Source organism: Ensifer adhaerens, from assembly GCF_002940685.1.
GTDB lineage: Bacteria > Pseudomonadota > Alphaproteobacteria > Rhizobiales > Rhizobiaceae > Ensifer > Ensifer adhaerens_E.
In genome coordinates this window covers 159,546-176,786 of the sequence record NZ_PNFP01000007.1, presented here as the reverse complement: position 1 = coordinate 176,786, position 17,241 = coordinate 159,546, and the positions used below count along the sequence as shown (strand labels likewise).

11 protein-coding genes are annotated in these 17,241 nt (G+C 64.3%); 7 read left to right on the top strand and 4 right to left on the bottom strand.

What is annotated here, in order from left to right; translation table 11 throughout:
- Positions 1-5: 5 nt before the first annotated feature.
- On the bottom strand, positions 6-1,583 hold the full coding sequence (locus C1A35_RS15650) for an ABC transporter substrate-binding protein (RefSeq protein WP_104665212.1): 1,578 nt from the start codon (positions 1,581-1,583) through the stop codon (positions 6-8).
- A gap of 227 nt (positions 1,584-1,810) precedes the next feature.
- On the opposite strand from C1A35_RS15650, the gene C1A35_RS15645 reads away from it, so the two are divergent.
- Positions 1,811-2,431, top strand: coding sequence for a helix-turn-helix domain-containing protein (locus C1A35_RS15645; protein ID WP_158665084.1), 621 nt, complete (start codon positions 1,811-1,813; stop codon positions 2,429-2,431).
- A 56-nt stretch (positions 2,432-2,487) separates the two neighbouring features.
- Here the strand turns inward: C1A35_RS15645 and C1A35_RS15640 are convergent, their stop codons facing one another.
- Both C1A35_RS15640 and C1A35_RS15635 read right to left on the bottom strand, forming a co-directional pair.
- Positions 2,488-3,519 carry a trans-3-hydroxy-L-proline dehydratase gene (locus C1A35_RS15640; protein WP_104665210.1) on the bottom strand — a complete coding sequence of 344 codons (1,032 nt, stop codon included), beginning with the start codon at positions 3,517-3,519 and terminating at the stop codon, positions 2,488-2,490.
- A 480-nt stretch (positions 3,520-3,999) separates the two neighbouring features.
- Positions 4,000-4,314, bottom strand: coding sequence for a hypothetical protein (locus C1A35_RS15635; RefSeq protein ID WP_104665209.1), 315 nt, complete (start codon positions 4,312-4,314; stop codon positions 4,000-4,002).
- A gap of 247 nt (positions 4,315-4,561) precedes the next feature.
- Between C1A35_RS15635 and C1A35_RS15630 the strand changes: the two genes are divergently transcribed.
- The 3 genes from C1A35_RS15630 (at position 4,562) to pbpC (ending at position 12,985) form a co-directional block, all read left to right on the top strand.
- Complete coding sequence (locus C1A35_RS15630) at positions 4,562-5,227, top strand: GntR family transcriptional regulator (RefSeq protein ID WP_104665208.1); 666 nt, start codon at positions 4,562-4,564, stop codon at positions 5,225-5,227.
- A 217-nt stretch (positions 5,228-5,444) separates the two neighbouring features.
- Complete coding sequence (locus tag C1A35_RS15625; RefSeq protein WP_104665372.1) at positions 5,445-10,895, top strand: alpha-2-macroglobulin family protein; 5,451 nt, start codon at positions 5,445-5,447, stop codon at positions 10,893-10,895.
- An 8-nt stretch (positions 10,896-10,903) separates the two neighbouring features.
- Positions 10,904-12,985, top strand: a complete 2,082-nt coding sequence (gene pbpC, locus C1A35_RS15620; RefSeq protein WP_104665207.1) for a penicillin-binding protein 1C — start codon at positions 10,904-10,906, stop codon at positions 12,983-12,985.
- Here pbpC and C1A35_RS15615 read toward each other — a convergent pair.
- Positions 12,975-14,711 carry a hybrid sensor histidine kinase/response regulator gene (locus tag C1A35_RS15615; RefSeq protein WP_234822877.1) on the bottom strand — a complete coding sequence of 579 codons (1,737 nt, stop codon included), beginning with the start codon at positions 14,709-14,711 and terminating at the stop codon, positions 12,975-12,977. The genes pbpC and C1A35_RS15615 overlap by 11 nt on opposite strands.
- Before the next feature lie 131 nt (positions 14,712-14,842).
- Here C1A35_RS15615 and C1A35_RS15610 point away from each other — a divergent pair, with 131 nt between their 5' ends.
- The 3 genes from C1A35_RS15610 (at position 14,843) to hpaH (ending at position 17,204) form a co-directional block, all read left to right on the top strand.
- Complete coding sequence (locus tag C1A35_RS15610) at positions 14,843-15,502, top strand: response regulator (protein WP_104665205.1); 660 nt, start codon at positions 14,843-14,845, stop codon at positions 15,500-15,502.
- A gap of 212 nt (positions 15,503-15,714) precedes the next feature.
- Positions 15,715-16,329 carry a LysE family translocator gene (locus C1A35_RS15605; RefSeq protein ID WP_104665204.1) on the top strand — a complete coding sequence of 205 codons (615 nt, stop codon included), beginning with the start codon at positions 15,715-15,717 and terminating at the stop codon, positions 16,327-16,329.
- Positions 16,330-16,400: 71 nt separating this feature from the next.
- Complete coding sequence (gene hpaH, locus C1A35_RS15600; RefSeq protein ID WP_104665203.1) at positions 16,401-17,204, top strand: 2-oxo-hept-4-ene-1,7-dioate hydratase; 804 nt, start codon at positions 16,401-16,403, stop codon at positions 17,202-17,204.
- The last annotated feature ends 37 nt before the right edge of the window (positions 17,205-17,241 follow it).

Below are 17,241 nucleotides of genomic sequence, written 5' to 3'. Positions count from 1 at the left end.
CGCTATCAGTCGGCGCGCCAGGCTTCCGAGAAGTCGTTGGCGCCGAGTGGCGTCTGCACGTAGCCTTCGATCGACTTCGAAACGGCAACCGCGAACGGCGTTTCGAACAGGAAGAGCAGCGGTGCTTCCGCCGCGTAGATTTCCTGCATGCGCTTGTATTCGTCCTTGCGCTTGGCGGGATCGGTCTCGACGTTGGAGGCCTCGAACAGCGTATTGAATTCCTGGTTGTTCCAGCCGGTGCCGACGGCCTGGCGCTGCTTGTAGTAGCCAAGCCAGCCGGTCACCTGCGCCGGATCGTTGACGTCGTTCGCCCAGCCATAGCTGTGGATGTCGAAATCGCCCGAGCGGTTCTTCTCGCCACGGGTCGGGTTGTCGACCTGCTCGACCTTGAGGTTGACGCCGAGCGGCGCCCACATCTGCTGAAGGGCGGTAAACAGCGTCGCATCGTCGGCGCTGCCAGCAAGCGTGGTGAGCTTCACCTCGAAACCGCCACTGAGGCCGGCTTCCGACAGCAGCTGCTTGGCCTTTTCCGGATCATAGGGGTAGAGCGGCTCGGGACCATAATGAAGCTGGGTCGCCGCCGACATCAGCGAGGTCATCGGCTTGCCCGTATCGAAGGTCACGAGCTTGATCAGCACGCTCTTATCGGTCGCATAGTTCAGCGCCTGGCGAACCTTGACGTCGGCAAGCGGGTTCTTCGAGCCATCCTTCTTCGCCTCCCGCGTGTTGATCGGCGCGTAGACGATGCGGGTCGACGGGAAGAGTTCCATCTTCAGGTTCGGATCGGCGCCCAGTTCGCCGACGCGGGCGAAGGGAATGAACTCGGCGGCGTCGACTTCGCCGGCCTGGAGCTTGAGGATACGGGTGGCGTCATCGGGAATGACGAGGAATTCAACCCGGTCGAGATAGGGCAGCGGCTTGCCGTCTTCACCCTGGCGCCAGTAGTTCGGATTGCGCTCGAAGCTCATGCTCGAGCCCTGCACGTGGCTCTTCATGACGAAGGGGCCCGATGTCACCGGGCCTGCCGAAAAGAAGGCGCGCGCCTTTTCCTGGTCCGTCGCGCCGGCCGCTTTCTCGAAGGCCGCCTTCGGCATGATGCCGGTATTGAAGGTCGCAAGGATCGAGATGATGGTAGGGTCGGGGTTCTTCAGCGAGACGGTGATTCTGTTGCCGTCGGCAGCAACCTTCTCGACGGCGCCGAGCAGGCCGGCCCATGGGCCGAGATCGGCGTTGCGGGCGCGATCGAGCGAGAAGACGACGTCGGCGCCGGTGAGGTCCGATCCGTCGGAGAATTTGAGACCGCCTCTCAGCGTCAGCGTGATGGTCTTGCCATCGGCCGAAACCTCATGGGCTTCCGCCAGTCCCGGCACGATCGAGCCATCGGGGCCGTTGCGCAGCAGCGTTTCGTAAAGGCCGGTCACCATCCAGAGATCGGGGTTGCGATCCGCGTAGACGGGATCGATGACGGTGGAGTCGTCATAGCGCGCAAATGTCATCGCACCGCCGCGCTCGATCGCGAATGCCGAGGTGGCAGCCAGGAGCCCGAGCGTCGCGCCGAGCATGATAGGCAATATACGTTTCATCTTACTCCTCCTTTTGACCGCAGCCGTCACCGATCGCGCACCAAACACGCATTTTGGATATTGGATCCAATTTTTCTTCGTGTTTTTTGCCGCCGACGGATTGCCGCGAAGACGTTCTTGTAGTTCCCCTTTTCAAGCTGGCTGGCATGCGATCTGATCGGCTTGCCGAACCAACTTTAGCTGGACTAAAGTACATCGATAGACGTGAGTCAAGCGGAAAGAAAATCATGCCCGTGAAGATCGAAGAGGCGCCTGAAGTACAGGAAGGCGCCTCCCTCCCCGAAGCCTCGACGCCCGCCTCGCTCGGGCAGATGCTGAGAGCCCGCCGCAAGGAAATCGGCAAGACGATGAAGGACGTGGCACGCGAGGCCGGGCTGACGGAAGGCTTCATCAGCCAGATCGAACGCGGGATTTCCACGCCTTCGCTGATCTCGCTCTACAACGTCGCCAACGCGCTCGGCACCAGCGTCGATACCTTCCTGTCGCAGCCGCCGCAGCATGGCCATTCGATGGTCTCCCATGCCGGCGAACGCCCCGGCTACAACGTCGAGACCAAGGAGCGCGTCTACGAACTGATCGAACGCGGCTTTCCGGGCGCAGCACTCAATGGCTGCATTACCCATATGCCTGAGGGATACGCCTCCGAACTGACGAGCCACGAGGGCGAGGACTTCCTCTACCTGATCGAGGGCGAGATGCTCTACGAGATCGACGGCAAGGAATATCTCTTGAAGGCCGGCGACACGCTGCATTTCCCCGCCTCGCTGCCGCATCGCGCCCGGAACGTCGGTGCGGGGCCGGCCCGTGAGCTCTGGGTCGGCACCACACGCATTATCAAGGAAGACTGAGCGGCACCGCTGAGCGGGGCGTGCGGGCCACGAGATGCAGCCCGCACGCAGGGACTCTACCGCTTGCGCGGCCAGGTGTCGGCAAGGCGATAGCCTGCCGGCCACGGATCGGCCGGGTCGAGCATCACCTGGTGCGTACCGGTGATCCAGGCGCGGCCGGAAATCTCAGGCACGATCGCCGGGCGTCCGCCGACCGTCGTTTCGCCGACGATGCGGCAATCGAACGTCGAATCGATGATCGAATGACCGCTGAAGCGCTGGCCGACCTTCATCACGCCGCGGGCATGTAGTACCGCCATGCGCGCCGAGCAGCCGGTCCCGGTTGGCGAGCGATCGAGCTTGGCCGGCTGGATCACGACGGTGTTGCGGCCGTGCAGAACGCCGTCCTTTTCCTCGACCGGCAACGTCAACTGGCAGAAGGAGATGTGATCCCATTCCGGATTTTCCGGATGGGTGAAACCGAGCTGCTCGTTGGCCGCGCGGGTGATCTTGATGCCGGTTTCGGCAAGCTCGCGCGCCTCGTCCGGCGTCACCGAGAAACCAAGGGCGCGGGCATCGATGATGACGAAGCTGTCGCCGCCATAGGCGGTATCGACGGTCAGCGTGCCCAGCCCTTCGACCTCGAGCTTGGCATCGAGCTTGTCGGCGAAGGACGGCACGTTGGTGACTGTGATGCGCTCGGCCTTGCCGTTGCGGCACTCGGCAACGACGTTGACCAGCCCGCCCGGCGCTTCCAGCACCATGCGTGTTTCCGGCTCCTGCATCGGCACGATGCCGCTGTCGAGCAATACTGTCGAGACGCAGATCGAGTTCGAGCCGGACATCGGCGGCGTATCCTCGGGCTCCATGATGATGAAGCCCATCGTCGCGCGCGGATCCTTCGGCGGCACCAGCAAGTTGATGTGGCGGAAGACGCCGCCGCGCGGCTCGTTGAGCACGAAGTTGCGCAGCGTCTGGTCCTCGGCAATGAAGCGGCGCTGTTCCCAGAGTGTGTTGCCCGGCGGCGGCGCAACGCCACCGACGATAACATCGCCGACTTCACCCTCCGCGTGACAGGAAACGATATGGACGACCTTGTTGCTGCGCATGCCCTTCTCCTTCCATGGTGGTGGCCGGGCGCCACCGGGGCGGCACCGATGCGTCGTGCATCAGCGGTGCTCCCATATTGGCCGGCGACAGCAGCGCGATCGCGCCCAGCCCGGCTGAACCGACTCATAGAAAAATTGGATCCAATATACAATCCAGATTCTTTCGGAGCCGCCTGCATGAGATTATCCCACCTAAAGCGCGTTCGACTTTGTATTCCGCGCTCGGCTTCGAAAGCCGGCCGGCGCTGCAACCGCATCCTGGCAGGGCGCTCGCGGCATGAGGATGTCGGCGCTCGCCGAGAGCGATCCGTCGAATTCTAACTTACACACACGGACGTCACGACTGCGATCCACATGCGGGCAAGTTCCGTCGACGTGCATTCGCGCGCGGAGCGCCAGGCGCGACGAAAACCCTCGGACATCAGGGAAACGGAGCGCTCCGGATCGTTCTCCACACCGAGGGTAGCCGGTCCGCGTGTCCTATTTTGAACGTTGCGTCTTGAGTTCAACGTCTAGACGATTGTACGCCGCCTGGATCATGTCGATGTCGCTCAGATGGCTGGCAGCCGCGAGTTCGATGACCACATTGGCCACGGCCGATTCTACCCGCAACGGCGCGCCGCTGCGCGCCTGCGTCACCAGCTTGACGGCCGCGTCAGGGGACCCACCGAGCGCAAAATAGAGGTCCAGCGATCTTTCGAGGAATGACTGAGCCCGATCTGACGGCGACGCATCGGCAAGCGCGCCTTCAATCTGCGTTACAAGCGCCACGGACTTGTTCTGGATCTCACTCATAAACCATCCAAGCAAGCTTCAACCCTAGGGATAGGCGCCTAGAAGAATAGGCACTGCGACGAAGGTCAAGCGCCTTGAAGCGAATACTTACCGTCCCTTCGGGCGAGGTCGCGTCCGAGCGCGCCGTCTTCAGACACAGACGCTGTTGCCCGACACCCTGATTGGACCTATGACCGTTGAGAAAACAGCGCTTGCGCGTTACCGAGTCCACCAGGCCCGAAGACCTGGCCAGCAGGGTTTGAACAGGATGAAACTCGACGCCGTCGATGTCAGGCAAGCCGCCTCAGCCGCCGATATCGTCTATGAGGCTTTGCGCAAAGCGATCATTGAAGGTGACCTCGCCGAGGGCGAGAACCTGCGCCAGGACCACATCGCCCAGATGTTCAACACCAGCCGCATTCCGGTGCGCGAGGCGCTTTCGCGGCTGGAGCAACACGGTCTCATCACCACGGAGCGCTACAAGGGCGCGGTCGTCGCCGGGCTTTCGATCGAGGAAATCGAGGAAATCTTCGAGTTCCGCGCGCTCATCGAGGCGGAGGTCATTCGGCTTGCCGTGCCCAATCTCGATCGCCGCACGCTCGATCTTGCACGCCAGCATTGCGAGGAATTCGAGCAGGAGGAAAATTCCGACCGCTGGGGCGAAATCAACCGCAACTTCCACTACAGTCTCTACGAAGCTGCGCGGCGCCCCTACTATCTCCAGATTGTTCGCGCCTCGCTCGACCGCATCGACCGCTACCTGCGGGCGCAACTGACCTTGACCTCGGGCGTCGCCCGTGCGCGGCGCGAGCACAAGGCGATCCTGGATGCCTGTGTGGCGCGCGACGCCGAACGGGCCTCAGCCTTGACGCGCGACCATATCCTGGACGCCGGTCGCTCGCTGACCGTCTTCCTGCGGGAACAACGAGGCTAGCGGCGCGGTTTCCCCGCGGCTTTGGCCAACCGTCATAATAGTTTGATTTACATATCGTTTTATCGTGTTTCATTCCGGATCGATTTCTGATCCTTCACTTGAGCGCTCCCGCTGAAATTGCGTCGCGCGTCGACTGCTCTTCAGTTGACAAGCGGGGCGGAAGCCTGAAAAGTGAAGCCTCTATCGAGACCGGCAGCGTTGGGAGGACTTGATGTCTGTGCGCGCGTTTTTCGGCCTTTCCACCCTCTTTTTGTCCCTTTTGGCCGCCGGTAGCCCCGTCGTCGCCCAGGAGAGCGGGCGGCAGGTCGAGATCACCCAGGACGGCGACTATTTCGGCTTCGACCTCAGGACCGAACAGAACGTCTCGCTCGACGAATGCCAGCAGACCTGCATCGCGGATCAGGCCTGCCGCGCCTTCACCTACAATCCCAAGGTGAAGTGGTGCTTCCTCAAGTCCGACTATAACCAGCTGAATTCCTTCCCCGGCGCGATCGCCGGCAAGGTTGTGCAGCCGCAGGTCACGCAAGCCGACATCGGCGCGCCGCCGCGCCTGAAATTCCTGTCGGATCAGCTGCTGCAGGACGCCCGCAACACCAAGGCCAATCTGACGCTTGCCGACGACCAGCAGGGCATGGGCGTCAACACGCTCATCGACATGGCGCGTGGCCAGGCCGGCATGGGCAATATCGAGAATGCCCTGAAGGCCTTCCAGGGCGCGCTGGCGATCAATCCTGATGATGCCGAACTCTGGCTGGAGGCGGCCCGCACCGCGAACCGCATCACCAACAATTCCAGCGTTTCGATCCAGGCGGCGATCGCCGCGATCAACGGCTACGAGCTCACACGTACCACCGAGAGCCGGGCGCATGCGCTTGCCGTGATGGCGAAATCGCTCGAAGGCGCCGAGAATTTCCGCGCCTCGCTGAACGCCTACAAGGCGAGCCTCGAACTGGTGAAGGCCAAATCGGTCGAGGCGGCCTATCTCGATCTCAAGCAGAGGAAGGGCTTCCGCGTCGTCGAGCACACGATCGATTCCGACGCCGCGACGCCACGCGCCTGCGTGCAGTTTTCCGAGCAGCTCTTGAAGAGCGGCGCCGACTATGCCTCATTCGTCACCGTCAACGGCACAGCACCCAAGGCGCTCGAAGCCAAGGGCGACCAGATCTGCGTCGAGGGCCTCTCGCATGGCGAGCGCTACAAGCTGACGCTTCGCAACGGCCTGCCCTCCACTGTCGACGAAGTGCTCGAAGCGCCCGTGACCCTCGACATCTATGTCGCCGACCGCGCCCAGATGGTGCGTTTCACCGGCGACAGCTTCGTGCTGCCGTCGACCGCGCGCCGCGGCATCCCGATCGTCTCCGTCAACACCGACAACGCCAAGCTCAAACTCTACCGCGTCGGCGACCGCAGCATCGCCCAGGTGCTGCAGAGCTCGCAGTTCCTGACCCAGATCGACGGCTACAGCGCCCAGCGCATCGAAGACGAAATCGGCGAACTCGTCTGGCAGGGCTCGATCGACATCGAGCGTGACGTCAACAAGGAGGTCGTCACAAGCTTCCCGGTCGACGAGGCGCTGCCTCAACGCAAGCCCGGCGTCTATGTCCTGACCGCCGCGCCGACCACCGGTATCAGCCAGGAATGGGACGCGCGCGCGACGCAATGGTTCGTCGTTTCCGATATCGGCATCTCTACCTATGCCGGCACCGACGGGCTGAACGTCTTTGTGCGCTCGCTTGCGACTGCCGAGCCGATCGAAGGCGTCGAACTGCAGCTCGTCGCCAAAAACAACGAGATCCTCGGCACGGCAGTGAGCGACGATGACGGCCGCGTAACCTTCACGGCTGGCCTGATCCGCGGCACGGCCGGGCTGACACCTGCAGTGATCACGGCCAAGAAGGGCGAGGACGACTATGTCTTCCTCGACATGAGCCGCGCCGGCTTCGACCTTTCCGACCGTGGCGTCACCGGACGCGCGGCGCCTGGCGCCATCGACATTCTCGCCTGGACAGAGCGCGGCATCTACCGTGCCGGCGAAACGGTACATGCGGCAGCGCTTGCCCGTGACGTCGACGGCATGGCGATCGAGAACCTGCCGCTCACTTTCGTATTCCTACGCCCGGATGGTGTCGAATATCGCCGCATGACCAGTGCCGGTGGCAAGCTCGGCGGCCATACGCTCGATCTCGACACCCAGGCAAACGCCATGCGCGGCACCTGGACGATGCAGATCTTCACCGACCCGAAGTCTCCTGCGATCGGCGAGAAGCAGTTTCTGATCGATGACTTCGTGCCGGATCGCACCGAATTCGATCTCACCAGCGACGCCAGGGAAATCGCCGTTGGTGAGACGGCAAGCGTGGCAGTCGACGGGCGCTATCTCTATGGCGCGCCGGCCGCCGGCCTCGAACTTGAAGGCGAAGTGACGATCAAGCCGACGCGCGAAAACGCGGCCTTCAAGGGCTACTCGTTCGGCCTTGCCGACGAAGAAGCGAGCGAAGACACGCGCCTGCCGCTCGAAGAGCTTTCATCGCTCGACGAGAAAGGCAAATCCAGCTTCGACGTCCTCATCGACGAAGTGCCCTCGACCACGCAGCTGCTTAATGCCACCGTGACCGTCCGCATGCGTGAAGCCGGCGGCCGCGCCGTCGAGCGCTCGCTGAAACTGCCAGTGCGCGCCGAAGGTCCGATGCTCGGCATTAAGCCGGAATTCGAAGGTGAGTTGGCTGAAAACTCCGTCGGCAAGTTCCGCGTCATCGCCGTCGATCCGGCCGGCGCCAAGATCGCCATGCCGGGGCTCCTCTGGAAGCTGATCAGCGTCGAGCGGAACTATCACTGGTATCGCGACGGCAGCGCCTGGAAATACGAGCCCGTCGTTACCACCAAACAGGTGGCCAATGGCAGCGTCGACCTGACGGAAGACGGCGGCGATATCTCCGTGCCTGTCGGTTGGGGGCGCTATCGTCTGGAAGTCGAGACGGCCGCGGTCGACGGCCCGACTTCAAGCGTCGAATTCGACGCCGGCTGGTATGTCGCCGCCACCTCCACGGAAACGCCTGACGGCCTGGAAATCGCGCTCGACAAGGAGAAATATGCGGTCGGCGACACAGCCAAGCTCAAGGTCTCGCCGCGTTTTGCCGGCGAACTGCTGGTGACCGTCGGCACCGAGAACCTGATCACGACTGAGACGGCATCGATTGCGGCTGAAGGTGGCGAAGTCGAACTGCCGGTGACCGACGCCTGGGGCGCCGGCGCCTATGTCACCGCCACGCTCTACCGGCCGGGTGACGCCCAGGAAAGCCGCATGCCGATGCGCGCCATCGGCATCAAGTGGCTCTCGGTCGATCCGGCCGAGCGCAAGCTCGCCGTCACGCTTAACGCGCCCGAAAAGATGGAGCCGCGCCAGCCGCTCGACATCAGCCTTCAGGTTGCAGGTGCCGGCGCAAACGAAGAAGCCTATGTAACGATTGCCGCCGTCGATGTCGGCATTCTCAACCTCGCCCGCTACGAGCCGCCGAACCCGGAAGCCTGGTATTTCGGCCAGCGGCAGCTTGGTCTTGAGATCCGCGACCTCTACGGCCGCCTGATTGACGGTTCGCTCGGCGCTACCGGAAAACTGCGCACCGGCGGCGATGGCGGCCAGGTCGCGCTCCAGGGCAGCCCGCCCACGGAAAAGCTGGTCGCCTTCTTCGAAGGACCGGTGCAGCTCGACGGGGACGGCAAGGCAACCGTCAGCTTCGATATCCCGCAATTCAACGGCACGGCGCGCCTGATGGCCGTCGCCTGGACGAAAGCCGGGGTCGGCCACGCCACCCGCGACGTGGTGATCCGCGATCCCGTGGTCGTCACCGCAAGCCTGCCGCGGTTCCTGGCGCCCGGAGACCGGTCGGAGCTGAGGCTCGATATCGCCAATACCGACGCCCCGGCCGGCGACTACCAGATCCAGGTGACGACCAGCGGCCAGGCCACGGTCGAACAACCGGGAACGGGCAGCGCGGTCACCCTGGACCAGGGCGGCCGCTCCTCCATCACGCTGCCGGTGGTCGGGCAATATCCCGGCAACGGTGTCGTCACCGTGGCGCTGACCGGAGCCAACGGCCTTTCGCTCGAACAGTCGCTCGATCTGCTCGTGCGTCCGGCAACTCTGCCGGTGACACAGCGGCAGGTGGTCTCGATCGCGCCCGGAAGCAGCCTGACGGTCGATGGGCAGTTGCTGGCAGACAGCATCCTGCAGGGTGCTTCCGTCAACCTCAGCGTCACCCGCTCTGCCGCCTTCGACATGCCGGCACTGCTGATGACCCTCGATCGCTATCCCTATGGCTGCACGGAGCAAACGACCAGCCGTGCGCTGCCGCTGCTCTACTTGAGCGAACTCGCCAAGCAGTCCGGCCTTGCCGATGACGAGGGCGTGACGAAGCGGGTGCAGGAGGCGATCTACCGCGTGCTCTCCAACCAGTCCTCGTCGGGCAGCTTCGGCCTCTGGGGGCCGGGCTACGGCGACCTCTGGCTCGACGCCTATGTCACCGACTTCCTGACCCGCGCCCGCGAGCAGAAATACGACGTGCCGGAGGCCGCCATGGTTCAGGCACTGGAAAACCTGCAGAACGGCGTCAGCTACGACACCAATGCCAAGGATCGCGGCAACGAGATCGCCTATGCGCTGTACGTGCTTGCGCGAAACCGCAAGGCGGCGATCAACGACCTGCGCTACTACGCGAACACACTGATCAACGACTTCCCGACGCCGCTCGCCAAGGCCCATATCGCGGCAGCGCTTTCGCTGTATGGCGATGCTCAAGGGGCGCAAGACACGTTTGCCAACGCGGCGAACATGTCGACGGGTCTCGTCAATGTCAGCCTGTCGCGCTCCGACTACGGCTCGTCGCTGCGTGACGGCGCGGCGGTGCTCGCGCTCGCGGCCGAGAGCCGACCGGTTCCGCCGATCGTTCCAGAGCTATCGAAAATGGTCTCCCGCGAATGGGAACAGAAGACCTATACCAGCACCCAGGAACAGGCCTGGATGCTGCTTGCCGCCCGCGCCATCCAGAATGGCGACGAGGACATGGCGCTCGACGTCAACGGCGCATCGAAGACCGGCAGCTATGCCGCCCAGATGACTGGCGACGCGCTCATCACCCATCCGGTGGTGATCCGCAACCAGGGTGCCGATCCGGTTTCGGCCGTGGTCACCACGGTCGCCGCACCCGCCCAGCCACTTTCGGCCGGCGGCGACGGCTTTACCATCGAGCGCACCTACTACACGCTCGATGGCGCCGAGGCCAATGTCATGGAGGCTCGGCAGAACGAACGCTACGTCGTCGTGCTGAAGGTCACGGAAACCAACGAATGGCCGTCGCGCGTGCTCGTCACCGACCTCCTGCCGGCCGGCTTCCAGATCGACAATCCGAGCCTCGTCGACAGCGCCCAGCTTAGCAACTTCGAGTGGCTCGGCGAGATCACCGCGACCCATACGGAGTTCCGCAACGACCGCTTCGTCGCGGCACTCGACCGCAGCAGCGGAGCCGGTCGCGAAGTCACGCTCGCCTATGTCGTGCGCGCCGTGACGCCGGGCACCTATGACCATCCGGCCGCAAGCGTTGAGGACATGTACCGGCCGCAGCTTTCGGCCCGCACCGCGACCGGACGGATGGAGGTTCTGGCGGCGCAATAGGCAAGATCATGTCGATTCGGCGCAAACTGCTGATCGCCTTGCCCGTCTGCTTGCTTCTGACGGGGCTGACGGGCTTTGCGATCGAGAAGGCCGATGAGGCCTTTCCGCCGCCGCTTGCGCAGGCGGACATCGTCTCGCGCGAGGTGGACGATGCCAACGGACAGTTGCTGCGCGCCTTTGCGACGCCCGACGGTTTCTGGCGGCTGAAGACGACGGTCGACGATGTCGATCCGCAGTTCCTGAAGATGCTGATCGCCTATGAGGACCAGCGCTTTGAGGAGCATTCGGGCGTCGACCTGCTGGCGCTCGGTCGCGCCGCTTTGCAGTTCGTCAGCAACGGCCGGATCGTCTCGGGCGCCTCGACGCTTTCCATGCAGGTCGCCCGCCTGATCGAGCCGCGACAGCAGCGCTCCATCACGGCGAAGCTCCTGCAGATCGCCCGCGCCATCCAGATCGAAAGGCGGCTGACGAAGGAGCAGATCCTCAACCTCTACCTGACCCACGCGCCCTATGGCGGCAATATCGAGGGCGTGCGCGCGGCAAGCCTCTCCTGGCTCGGCAAGGAGCCGAAACGGCTGACGGCGGGCGAAGCGGCACTGCTCGTCGCGCTGCCGCAATTGCCGGAAAAGCGCCGCCCCGACCGCAACCATGCCGCCGCCGTCGCCGCCCGCGAGCGGGTGTTGGCGCGTCTCGCCGTTGCTGACGTGATTGGCGACGGTGAAGCCGAGCGCGCGATCGCCACCTCCGTCCCGTCGCGCCGGCTGCAGCTTCCCGCCTATGCCGCGCATCTTGCCGAGCGCGCCTTGCGCAAGGACCCGAAGGCCGTTCGGCACCAGACGACCTTGCGCCTTGCGGTTCAGAGCAACCTCGAGGCCGTTGCAAGGGATGGCGCCGCGAAGCTCGGACCGAAGGTTTCGGTCGCCATGGTCATGGCCGACGCGAAGACCGGCGAGATCGTGGCTTCGGTCGGATCGGCCGACTATTTCGATGCGAGCCGCTCCGGCTGGATCGACATGACCCGGATCACGCGCTCGCCGGGGTCCACCCTCAAACCCTTCATCTACGGCCTTGCCTTCGAGGAAGGGCTCGTCAGCCAGGAAACGATCATCGAGGACCGGCCGGCGGACTTCTTCGGCTATCGTCCGCGCAATTTCGACATGAGCTACCAGGGCGATGTCAGCGTGCGCGAAGCGCTGCAACTGTCCTTGAACGTACCGGCGATCCGCCTTCTCGACGCGGTCGGCCCGGCCGAACTGATGATGCGCTTTCGCCGCGGCGAGGTGAAGCCGGCGCTTCCTGCCGGCGAGGCACCGGGACTAGCGATCGGTCTCGGCGGCGTCGGGCTTTCGCTGCGCGATCTCGTCCAACTCTATGCGGCGCTTGCCAATCGCGGCTTCCCTCTCCGGCTCGGCGACGGGGTCGATGGCAAGGCTGGCCTGATTGAAGCGGAGCCGGTACTTTCGCCCGTCGCCGTCTGGCAGGTCTCCGACGCGCTCTCGGGCGTGCTGCCGCCAGCCGGCAGCCGCCAGCGCGGCATCGCCTACAAGACCGGCACCAGCTACGGCTACCGCGATGCCTGGTCGGTCGGCTATGACGGACGCCATGTGCTCGGCGTCTGGGTCGGGCGCCCTGACAACGGTGCTGTCCCGGGCCTCACCGGCTATGGCAGCGCTGCCCCCATTCTCTTTGAAGGCTTCGCCAAGTCCGGATTCGGCATCACGCCGCTGCCAGATGCCCCGGCCGGCGCGGTCCGCATTTCTCAAGCCGAACTGCCGATCAGCCAGCGCCGGTTCTCGCTGACGGCGAACGGCCTCGTCAATGCTTCGGCGCGCGAGCCAGCGCCGCAGATCGTCTTCCCGCCCGAAGGCGCGCGCGTCGAACTCGGGGCGGATCACCAGGCGCTCTCGCCGCTGACGCTCAAGCTCCAGGGCGGCCGGGCGCCGTTCCGGTGGCTGGCCAACGGCAAGCCGCTGCCAGAACTCACCCGTCGGCGGGTAACGCAGTGGCAACCGGATGGCGCCGGCTATTCGACGCTGACGGTGATAGATTCCGTCGGCCGCGCCGCCAGCGTGCGCGTCTTCATCGAATAGCCGTGCTGGTCGTCTCACGCGCGGCTTCCTGAGACGTCTCGGCGAGCACCGCTTCGATCTCTTCCTCCAGACGCACGGCATCGAGCGGCTTGTGCAGAAGACGGTAGCCGCTTGCGGTCACTTCCCTGAGCCGCGCCGGCGAGGTATCGCCGGAAAGGATCAGCGCCGGCACGTCCCGCCCGAGATAGCTCGTGATCTCCCGGATCGCATCGATCCCGGTCTTGCCGCCTTCCAGGCGGTAGTCGGTGATGACAAGATCGATCGGTGCCGCCTCCCGGCGCGCCGCCCTTGCATGTTGGTCTCGGGCCGCTGCCGCAGAGCGCCCGGCATAGACCGCGTAGCCGAGGGTGCGGAGCAACAGCGCCGTGGCATCCAGCGCGTCGCGCTCGTCGTCGATGACGACGATGCCTCCTTGCTGGCTGGCGGCGGCGGGATGGGCGCGTCCGGCCGGTGCCGGTGAGAGCGGTACCGCTAGGGGCAGAGTGATGGAAAACATCGAGCCACGCCCCTCCGTCGAAACCACCTTGACCGGGTGCCCGAGCAGAGCGGCGGTGCGTTCGACGATGGCAAGGCCGAGGCCCAGCCCCTGTGCCCGGTCGCGCGCCGGATTTTGCAGTTGGACGAACTCCTCGAAGATCGCCCCTTGCTCGGACACTGGAATGCCGACGCCGGTATCCCAGACCTGTACTTCGACCGCAGCACCGCGACGTCGGCAACCAATCAGCACCCGACCGGTCCGCGTGTAGCGGAAGGCGTTGGAAAGCAGATTGTCGAGGACACGCTTCAGCATCATCGGGTCGGTATCGACCCATGCGTCCGTTGCCACCACGCGCCAGTCGAGATCCTGGTTCCTGGCGATGCCGGAGAACTCCGCCTTGAGATCGGAAAATAGCCGCCGCAGGGACACCGGCTCGCGCGCCACGGTGACCACTCCGGCATCGAGCTTGGAAATGTCGAGCAGCGCGTCGAGCAGACTGCCGAGGCTCGCGATCACCGAGCGCGCGCGGTCGGCGAGATCGCGGGCGTTCTTCGCCGGAACGTCGCCATTGCGGCCAAGGGCGCCAAGCGTCGAAACGAACAGGCTGAGCGCATGGATCGGCTGGCGCAGGTCGTGGCTCGCAGCGGCCAGGAACCGCGACTTGGAGCGATCCGCACTTTGCGCCTTGTCACGCTCTTCCTGCAGGCTGGTGATCAGCGACAGATTCTCGAAACGGAGCCGCACGGTTTCGGCGAGCGTCCCGTGAGTGACGCGGCTGTAGTAGAGGTCGACGCCGAAGAGACAGATGGTGAAGATCAGGTAGGTGTCATAGATCGGCCCCTCCCCGAGGAAGCAGCGGATTGCGAATGGCAGCAGGATCGCGACCAGCGAGCCGGCATAGGCGAGCGGAAAGGCCGACAGCGACGGCACTGCACCACTGGCAATGCCGGTAATCACGATGCAGACGAAGGCCAGCGTCTGCGGTTCGTCCGGAAGGAAGGCAAGCCAGCCAAGCGCGCCCCAAAGGGCGCTCGACACCCACGAAAGCAGCGTAAAGCGCCGGGCCCATCGCCTCCAGTCCCTCGTCCGGCTTTCGTCCGCTTGCCGCCGATATCGCCAGTCGAGGAGGATGCGGGCAAACGTCAGCAGATAGAGCGCCGCGCCCCAGGACAGCAGCAGGTCCCAGGACACGAGGTCGCGCAGGACATAGGCAACCGGCAGTGGAATTGCGAAATTGGCAAAAAGCACTGCGTAGGATTGACGAAATAATAAGCCTATCAGGAGAGGTTGTAGGTGTTCGCGAGTCTCCATTGCCGCTCCTCTCTCGATGCAACGCCATGTCCGCGGAGAATTGCCGAATTCGATGAAGGATTGCTTACATGCGCAAACTGCTGACGATCGTGGTGGCAGACGATCACGCCATCGTTCGCGAGGGCCTGAAGCTGCTGCTCTCCACCATGGACCACGTATCGGTGGTTGCGGAAGCGGCCGACGGCGAGACGCTCACGACCATCGTTCGCGCCAGCAGTCCTGATCTGGTGATCCTCGACCTCGGCATGCCGGGCGTTGCGGGCGTACAGTTCATCAGCGAACTCAGGACGGTCGCGCCGCGCATGAAGATCCTGGTGCTGACCGCAAACATCGAGCCGCGCACCGTGCGCGCCGTGATCGCCGCCGGGGCCAGCGGCTACCTGACGAAGACCGGCGACCCGGCCGAACTGAACGCCGCGCTCGATGCCATGCTCAGAAACGAAATCTACCTCAGCCAGTCGGTTCGTTTCGCCATCGACGATCCACGCAGCCACGAGCCGCCGCCGCTGACCGGCGCGGCCCTCTCTCCCATTCCTCTGACCCGCCGCGAGATGCAGATCCTCTCTCTCGCCGCCCAAGGGCTGACGGCGCGCGAAACCGCCGACCGCCTCGGCATCAGTCCGCTGACGGCCCGCAAGCATCGCGAGAACCTGATGCGCAAGCTCAGCCTGCACAATACGGCGGAGATCGCGGCCTATGCGCTGCGCATCGGCTTGCCCATCGGCTGACGTCGCCTTCCCTCGTCAGGCTTCCCGAAAGTCACCGTCGCTTAACCACGGCAAGACAGGCGATCCTGCGACAATGACGAAATACGGCACCTGCCGTATATCAACCGGATGCAACCAAGCGTAGTTCTCCCGCTGCATCGCGCCACGGACGGCATGGTTTGACGTTTCGACGTCGGCCTCCGGGCGTGCCGGCTATTTCGGGAGGAGCCCCCATGCCTTCGCTGGAGCATTGGATTTCGTTCGCACTGGCAACGGCGATCTTCGCCTTCATGCCGGGGCCTGCCATTCTCTACATGACCGCCCAGACATTGGCGTATGGTCGCAGGGCCGGCCTGCTGGCGGCACTCGGCATCCATATCGGCTGTTATGTCCACATTGCCGCCGCCACCCTGGGGCTCGCCGCCCTGCTTCACCATGCACCGCTTCTCTATACGGCGATCAAGGTTGCCGGCGCCGTCTATCTGGTCTGGCTCGGCGCGACCATGCTGCTCGGTGTCGGCAAACATGCCGCCCACTCGGAAGCCGTCAAGCCCGGCGTGCTGCGCGACAGCATCGTGGTCGAGATCCTCAACCCGAAGACCGCCCTGTTCTTCGTGACCTTCCTGCCACAGTTCGTCGATCCGGCGGCATCGATGCCGATATCGCTGCAGTTCCTGATATTCGGCCTGTTCGTGAACCTTGCCTTGTCGGTGGCCGATGTCGCGGCCGTCTTCCTCGCCTCGCTCACGCTCGGGCGGCTGGCTGGCGCTGCGGGCAACCTTGTGCCCCGCGCCTGCGGCTCGATCCTCATCGGCCTCGGCCTCATGCTCGCGAGCCAGCCCCTCTGATCGCCCAAAGACGGCGCGCGCGCCGGTCGCGACCTTGGTGTATCCTGCTAACGCTGAAGTCGGGGGGCACCATGCTGAATGCAACCGAGATCGCCAAGGCCGCCGAGAACCTGCACCAGGCCGAACATGATCGAAAGCAGATCGGGCTCTTGTCGCTCAGACATCCGGACATGACTGTGGACGACGCCTATGCGATCCAGGCCGCCTGGGTCCGGCGCAAGCGCGACGACGGCCACCGCATCATCGGCTGGAAGATCGGACTCACCTCCAATGCCATGCAACAGGCGCTGGGGATCGGTACGCCCGATTCCGGCGTGCTCTTCGACAACATGCTGTTCGATGACGGCGCGAGCATTCCCGCCGATCGCTTCATCCAGCCACGGGTCGAGGCGGAAATCGCCTTCATCATGAAGACCGGACTCAAGGGCCCGCGCGTCAACATCGTGCAGGTGCTGAACGCCACTGACTATGTGATGCCGGCGCTCGAAATCCTCGACACCCGCATTCTCAGGACGGATCCGAAAACCAAGAAGGCGCGCACGATCGTCGATGCCATCGCCGACAATGCCGCCAATGGCGGCCTCATCCTCGGCGGCCGGGCCGTGCGCCCCGATACGGTCGACATGCGCTGGATGGGAGCGATCGTGTCACGCAACGCGGTGATCGAGGAGACGGGGCTTGCGGCCGGCGTTCTCAACCATCCGGCCCGCGGCATCGCCTGGCTTGCCAATCGGCTGGCGCAATGCGGCGACGCGATCGAGCCCGGCCAGATCGTCCTTTCGGGTTCGTTCGTCCGCACACTCGAAGCCGAGAGCGGCGACACGATCGTCGCCGATTTTGGCGCCTACGGCTCGGTGAGTTGCCATTTCGCGTGAAGTGGATAGCGACGACAGGCAGACTACGCACCCGCCG

What these genes read in the sequence shown, in the direction of transcription:
- C1A35_RS15645 (WP_158665084.1), top strand. Translation starts at nt 1,811, where the DNA reads ATGCCCGTGAAGATCGAAGAGGCGCCTGAAGTACAGGAAGGCGCCTCC.
- C1A35_RS15650 (WP_104665212.1), bottom strand. Translation starts at nt 1,583, where the DNA reads ATGAAACGTATATTGCCTATCATGCTCGGCGCGACGCTCGGGCTCCTG.
- C1A35_RS15640 (WP_104665210.1), bottom strand. Translation starts at nt 3,519, where the DNA reads ATGCGCAGCAACAAGGTCGTCCATATCGTTTCCTGTCACGCGGAGGGT.
- hpaH (WP_104665203.1), top strand. Translation starts at nt 16,401, where the DNA reads ATGCTGAATGCAACCGAGATCGCCAAGGCCGCCGAGAACCTGCACCAG.
- pbpC (WP_104665207.1), top strand. Translation starts at nt 10,904, where the DNA reads ATGTCGATTCGGCGCAAACTGCTGATCGCCTTGCCCGTCTGCTTGCTT.
- C1A35_RS15635 (WP_104665209.1), bottom strand. Translation starts at nt 4,314, where the DNA reads ATGAGTGAGATCCAGAACAAGTCCGTGGCGCTTGTAACGCAGATTGAA.
- C1A35_RS15610 (WP_104665205.1), top strand. Translation starts at nt 14,843, where the DNA reads ATGCGCAAACTGCTGACGATCGTGGTGGCAGACGATCACGCCATCGTT.
- C1A35_RS15630 (WP_104665208.1), top strand. Translation starts at nt 4,562, where the DNA reads ATGAAACTCGACGCCGTCGATGTCAGGCAAGCCGCCTCAGCCGCCGAT.
- C1A35_RS15605 (WP_104665204.1), top strand. Translation starts at nt 15,715, where the DNA reads ATGCCTTCGCTGGAGCATTGGATTTCGTTCGCACTGGCAACGGCGATC.